We start from the raw sequence: 5,981 nt of genomic DNA on the forward strand, positions 1-5,981 counted from the left end.
GCGCCGGCCACTGCCCGACCGGCGATTCTCGCTGGTCCCGACGTCTTCGGCAACGGTTTTCGGTGACGGTTTTCGGCGATGCTGCGGTTTTCGACGGCGTTGCCCGGGGAAGGATTCCCCAGCATGTTCGCACGGTGCGGAGCCAGTATGCGCCTGTCCCGCTCGGTCCGGATGCCGGGTCTGGCGCACCGCCGGGCCCGGCCCCGCCGACGGCGGCCGGTGCCGGCCGTGGCGGCGGCCCGCGGGATCGTCGACCAGCGGACGAAGGTGGCGCTCGGCCCGGCCGCCTGACCGGTCATGGGTGCCGGCGATCCGCCGGCGTCCGGTGTCGGCGGCCGGCGCCGCCGCGTGGGCGGTGCGACGAGAACCGGCGCGACGAAAAGAGGTTCTTACAGCGAGAAAAAGTGGAACATTTTCCGCGATCTTTGTTCCGGGGAGAACTCTTGAGTGTTTTCGACAGTCTCATGCACGGACTCGACGAGGGCGACCGTGACCGGGCGCTGGATCTGATCAGGGACCGGATCAGCCAGGAACGCCACCGGGCCGAGGGCGGCGACGCGGTGCGCCGGGTCGACCGGGGGACCGGCCTGCGCCGTGGTGGTGCCGGTGCCGGTGCCGGTGCCGGTACCGGTGGCCGCCGCATCCCCGCCCATCGGGACTCCCACCGCCGGGAGCGTTGACCGGCGCACGGCCGCGACGTGGGCAGGACGCCCGTCCGGGCCGACAGCGGGCCCGGACACGCCAGCGGACCTGGACCCAGTGGACCTGGACGACAGCGGAAACCACTGAAACCAGCCACAACCACAACCAGTGCCCGTCGTGCGTAGGTGGAAAGGGCTGTCCGGACGACGTTTTCCACCTACGGGCATCGAAGCCGTAGGTGGAAAAGAGCTGTCATGACAGCGGTTTCCACCTACGACTGTGGGGTTACGACTGGCGGGCGTCGGACGCCGAACGGCGGACGACACGGGCCGCGAAGACGCCCGCGCCGAAACCGTTGTCTATGTTGCACACCGCGATGCCGGGAGCGCACGAGGTGAGCATGGCGAGCAGTGCGGTAAGCCCGCCGAGGGACGCGCCGTAACCGACGCTGGTCGGGACGGCAACGACCGGTGTGCCGACCAGCCCGCCGATCACGCTCGGTAGGGCTCCCTCCATGCCGGCGATGACGATCAGGCAGTCGGCCCCAGCCAGCTGGTCACGGACGGCGAGGACCCGATGCAGCCCGGCGACCCCCACATCCATGATCGTCTCAACGCCCGCCCCGGACGCGCGGGCGGTCAGCGCGGCCTCCGCGGCGACCGGGGCGTCCGACGTCCCGGCGCAGACGACGACAACCCGGCCGCGAGCCGGGGGCAACGGGCCGACGGCAACCGTGACCGCACCCTGTGACACACCGGCCGCATGACTGGCAAAGGCCTCATGACCGGCGAAGATGGAGCGGCCGGCGGTGCCGGTACGGCCGGTGGTATCGGCATGCTCGGCGGTGCGGCCGGCCGCCGCGGAGGGTGTGCTGACAGCGTCGCCGGACGCCCAGGCCGCTGTCCGCGCGGACATCGTGAGCTCGTCCGGCCAGCGCGCCCGCAGCGCCGCGACGGTGGCGGCGTCGGCCCGCGTGACCAGCGTCGGACGGCCGGGGCCGGCAGTCCGCCGCAGTTCGGCGACGATGCCGACCGTCTGCGCCGGGGTCTTGCCGGCGGCGTAGACGACTTCCGGGTCGCCGGTGCGAAGCCCGCGGTGGGTGTCGACACGGGCGTACCCGAGGTCGCTCCAGCCGCCGCCGTCGCCGAGCGGGCCCGCGGCCAGGCGTGCCAGGGCGTCGTCCGGCCCGACCGTGCCGGAGGCCACGGCATCCAGCAGGAGCCGCACATCCTCCGTGTCCATACCGCCGACCCTATGGGTCCGCCGCCTGGATCTCTGCTGCCTGTTCGTGCCGACGGCCCGCCCGCGCCGCCGCTGTCCGGCCCGCCGGAACGGCCGGGCGCCGGAACGGCCGGGCGGCGGGGTGACCGGGGCGGCGGGGGATAGCCGGGGCGGCCGGGCGGGGCCCACGGATGCGATCCGTCACCGGACCGTAGGATCGTCGAGGTGGGAGACGCGGAGCCGGCAGAGCTGACGACGGGCCCGGTGCTGGATGCCGGGTGCCCGTTCGCCCGGTATCCAGCACCTCGTACCGTTGAGAGATCCGCTTGGGACGCGTCCGGGCTCTTCTCCTCCTGGGCACTGTCGGGGCACGGTCGGGGGCTGCCGCGATGTCCGTTGCCCCGGTGACCGGCTCCGCCATGGGGGCGCCGCTCGCCCCGGCGGTCCCGCCCCGTCCACGTGGAAGGCTGTCGGCATGACATCCGGAAGGTCGTCGGTATGACGTCAACGACGCGTCTGGTCTATCTGGGGCCGCCCGGCACGTTCTCCGAAGCGGCGCTGATGACCCTGCCGATCGCCGACGGGGCCCGGCTCGACCCGCTGCCGAACGTGGCGGCGGCACTGGACGCGGTCCGCCAGGGGGACGCCGACGGTGCGCTCGTCCCGTTCGAGAACTCGGTCGAGGGCTCGGTGTCGACGACCCTGGACGAACTGGCCGCCGGTGATCTGCTCCAGGTCACCGCCGAGGTCGTGCTCCTGATCCGGTTCGCTCTGCTGGCCCGGCCCGGGACCGTGCTCGACGCGGTGCGCACGGTTTCCAGCCATCCGCACGCCCAGCCGCAGTGCCGCCGGTGGCTGGCCAAGAACCTGCCCGACGCGCGGTGGGAGCCGTCGTTCAGCAACTCCGAGGCGGCCCGCCGGGTCCAGGCCGGGGAGGTCGACGCCGCGCTCGCCGGCGCCTTCGCCGCCCCCCGCTACGGCCTGTCGGTGCTGGCCGACGACGTCCAGGACGTCGACGGTGCGCAGACCCGGTTCGTGCTGGTCACCCGCCCGGCCCCGCCGCCGCCGCCCACCGGGGCCGACCGCACCACGGTGGTGCTGTTCGAGCGGGACGATCATCCCGGCGCGCTGCTGGAGATCCTGACCGAGTTCGCCGTCCGGGGGGTCAACCTGACCCGGCTGGAGTCCCGGCCGACCGGCGCGGGGCTGGGCCGGTACTCCTTCTCGATCGACTGCGAGGGGCATGTGGCCGAGGCGCGGGTCGGGGAGGCGCTGTCGGCGCTGCACCGCCTCTGCGCCGAGGTGCGTTTCCTGGGCAGCTATCCGCGGGCGGACGGACGGGCCGGGGCGGTGCGGCCGAGCACGTCCGACGATGCCTTCCACGAGGCCGCGGTCTGGCTGTCCGGCCTGCGCGGGGACACCCGCGGCCGAGGCCGCTGACGGATCCGCGGCCTGCCAGCAGTGACGGCCTGCCGGGTGCGCGCACTGCCCTGACCGGGAGGACGGGGGCCCTGACCGGGAGGACGGGGGCCCTGACCGGGAGGACGGGGGCCGGTATGGCCGTGGTGGCGGCCGTCGGCTCCTTCACCCGCGTGATTCGACAGTATTCGGTCATGCATTTCTGACCGCTCTGGGACGGATATACACTTTTTGACCAGCTCTCTGGGGGTTTGCGGATCCGAGGCGGACGCGATGCCCCCGGATCGTCGTGGTGGGTCGTCCGAGGCTGGAAGGGGCGATCGAAGCCGCGGATGATTACTGTGCGTCACGTCCGGTTGGTCCAGATAGTGATCGCTTGTGTCGTGGTCCGCACGTGTTCTCTCCCGCTTCTCTGTCAGGTCGCGACACTTCGGCATTTTTTTGTGTTACCTTGAGTTACATTCTCGCTACCAAGAGGGTTCGCCCGGGTGGGCGGACGAGTTGCCTCGCCGACAGGGAGGCCAGGGAGTGCGGTAGTCATGATCGATACTGGCGAGCTGTCCCTGCCAGTGCCCCGGGAGCCCGGACCAGCGGGACCGGTGGAGCCGGTCCAGCGGGAATCCCCGTCGCGCCGGGGGCCGCGCGAACAGCCGTGTGAAGAGCCGCCGTGGGAGGAACGGCGGAAGGGGCCCGGTCACACCGCTTCCGGCCCGTCGGCCGGCTCGGCCGGCATCTGGCCGGCGCTGCCGGGTGCGCAACGGCCCGTTCCGTCCACCGCGCCGGTCATGCCGGTCGCGATCCCGGCGGCCCGTACCCCTCCGGATGATCGCTTGGATGTCCGCGCGGCACCGGCGCCGCCAGGCCACGCGCTCCCGCCAGGCCACGCGCTCCCGCCAGGGCCTGTGATCCGGCCGGGGCGGGTGGCTGCCGGGTTTCCCGCGGGCTCCCCCTCGGACGGGCAGCCCCCGCCGTCAGAGCCGACGGTGGACGCGGGCCCGCCGATGTCCGACCGCAGGCAGTTCCACCTGTATGCCGGTGCCGCCATGGTGGGCGCGCTCCTCCCCGACACGCAGCTTGCGGATCTTCTCGACGCGCACGGCACGACCGCGCAGGCCGCGATCGCCCATGCCGAGGGATGGCTGGCCGGCCTGCTCGCCACCCACGAGCACACCCCGCCCGCCCAGATGGTCACCGAGACGGTCCGGCTGCGGCACTACCTGGACCAGCTCGCCCAGCGCCAGCTGACCGGCTCCGATGCCCGCCGGCTGCGCGTCACCGCTGGCCGGGCCACTGTCCTGCATGCTGACGCCGCTTTCAAGCTTGGCCAGCCCGAGGTGGCCGGGGCCCTGGCCGCCGCCGGTTTCGCGGCCGGGGAGTGGGCCGGGGACGGCCCGTTGCGGGGGTCCGCGCGTGAGATCGGGGCGGTCGCCGAGTTCTACGGCGGCCGTCCGGACGCGGCCCTGCGGCTCGCCCAGGACGGGCTGCGGTATGTCAGCGCGGGCCCGGTGCGGGCTCGGCTGGTCTGTCAGGAAGCCCGCGCGCTGGCCGCGCTCGGTGACGTCCGGGGCGCTGCGCGCGCGCTCGACCTGGCCTATGACCTCGCCGACATGATTCCCGTGGAACATTGGGGATCTCCGGGGCCGGGCTTCGACACCTTTCACCCGGTCGAGGTCGCCTACAACGCGACCACGGCGCTGTGCCTGCTCGGGCGGTCCCGCGCCGCCGAGGAACACGCGCAGCTCGCCATCCCACGGCTGGACGCGATGAACGCGCCGGGGTTCCGGTCGGTGATCCGTCTTGATCTGGCGTTGGCGCTGGCCCGCCAGGGCCGCCTTGAGCTCGACCGGGTGTGCGCGCTGGCCACCGAGGCGATTTCGATCTCCTGGGGGCGCACGGTGGCGTCGGCGTCGAACCGGGCCGACCAGCTGCTCGCGATGACCCGGGCGCACGGGGATGTCCGGGAGGTCCGGGAGCTCGCCGCGTACGTCCGGGGATGGCAGCGGGAGGGCCGACGTCAGCCGGCCGGCCCGGACGAGGCTGCCGCCGGAGCGGGCGCCGCCGGGTCGCGGGCTGCCGTCAAGCAGGCCGCCGGAGTGACGGCTGCCAGGACAACGGCCCCCGCGGGAAGCGAGCGGTGAGTCATGGCCGGCGCTGACCCCGTACAACCTCCGTAGCATCATGATAACGGACGGTGCATATCACGTGAATCACTTGAACGGCGCACGAAGGCCGGTGAGTGGCCCGGCCGCCGGTGACGGGCGTTTCACCGTCGCCCGGGCCTGGGAAGTTCTTCGGGAGATCTGCGCGGAGGCCGGCCTGGACGGCCAGGACGCGGAAATCATCAAAGTCGCAGCGAACGCGGTTTTCCGGCTGCCCCGGGCCGGGGTGGTCGTCCGGATATCCGGGTCGCGGGCGATGGCGCACCGGGCGGACAAGGTCGTCCAGGTCGCTCGCTGGCTGGCCTGCCACGGTGTCCCGGCCGTGCGCCTGGCGCCGGGCCTGCCGGCGCCGCTGTGGATTGCTGGCACCGTGGCCACCCTGTGGGTCGATGCCGGCCGCGGGGAGCCGCTGGAGCCGCTGGAGCCGGGAGGGCCGCTGGAGCCGGCAGCCGGGGCTCCCCTGCCCGCCGTCGGCGGGGAGGCCCAGCCGCCTGCCGGGGCTCGTGGGCCGGCGGCCGGGCACGGGCCCGCGGCCAGGCG

Annotated in this window: 5 protein-coding genes and 1 pseudogene; 5 read left to right on the plus strand and 1 reads right to left on the minus strand. The window is 73.4% G+C overall.

Features of this window, described 5'->3' with window-relative positions; all coding sequences use genetic code 11:
• Window positions 1-123 precede the first annotated feature (123 nt).
• On the plus strand, window positions 124-291 hold the full coding sequence (locus NBW84_RS21710; protein ID WP_250286915.1) for a hypothetical protein: 168 nt from the start codon (window positions 124-126) through the stop codon (window positions 289-291).
• A gap of 152 nt (window positions 292-443) precedes the next feature.
• Entirely contained in the window at window positions 444-680 is a 237-nt protein-coding gene (locus NBW84_RS21715) for a hypothetical protein (protein WP_250286916.1), read from the plus strand.
• Between the two features lie 247 nt (window positions 681-927).
• Here NBW84_RS21715 and larB read toward each other — a convergent pair whose 3' ends face one another.
• Window positions 928-1,884: a nickel pincer cofactor biosynthesis protein LarB gene (gene larB / locus NBW84_RS21720; RefSeq protein ID WP_250286917.1), complete on the minus strand. Its 957-nt coding sequence runs from the start codon at window positions 1,882-1,884 to the stop codon at window positions 928-930.
• A gap of 477 nt (window positions 1,885-2,361) precedes the next feature.
• Between larB and pheA the strand changes: the two genes are divergently transcribed.
• From pheA to NBW84_RS21735, 3 genes and pseudogenes are all read left to right on the plus strand, one after another.
• Window positions 2,362-3,303, plus strand: coding sequence for a prephenate dehydratase (gene pheA / locus NBW84_RS21725; protein WP_250286919.1), 942 nt, complete (start codon window positions 2,362-2,364; stop codon window positions 3,301-3,303).
• Window positions 3,304-4,283: 980 nt separating this feature from the next.
• Window positions 4,284-5,420 carry a hypothetical protein gene (locus NBW84_RS21730; RefSeq protein ID WP_445548805.1) on the plus strand — a complete coding sequence of 379 codons (1,137 nt, stop codon included), beginning with the start codon at window positions 4,284-4,286 and terminating at the stop codon, window positions 5,418-5,420.
• Between the two features lie 94 nt (window positions 5,421-5,514).
• Window positions 5,515-5,981, plus strand: a pseudogene (locus NBW84_RS21735) (aminoglycoside phosphotransferase); the annotation flags it as partial.

The sequence above is a fragment of the Protofrankia sp. CiP1_Cm_nod2 genome (assembly GCF_920664355.1).
Taxonomy (GTDB): Bacteria; Actinomycetota; Actinomycetes; order Frankiales; family Frankiaceae; genus Protofrankia.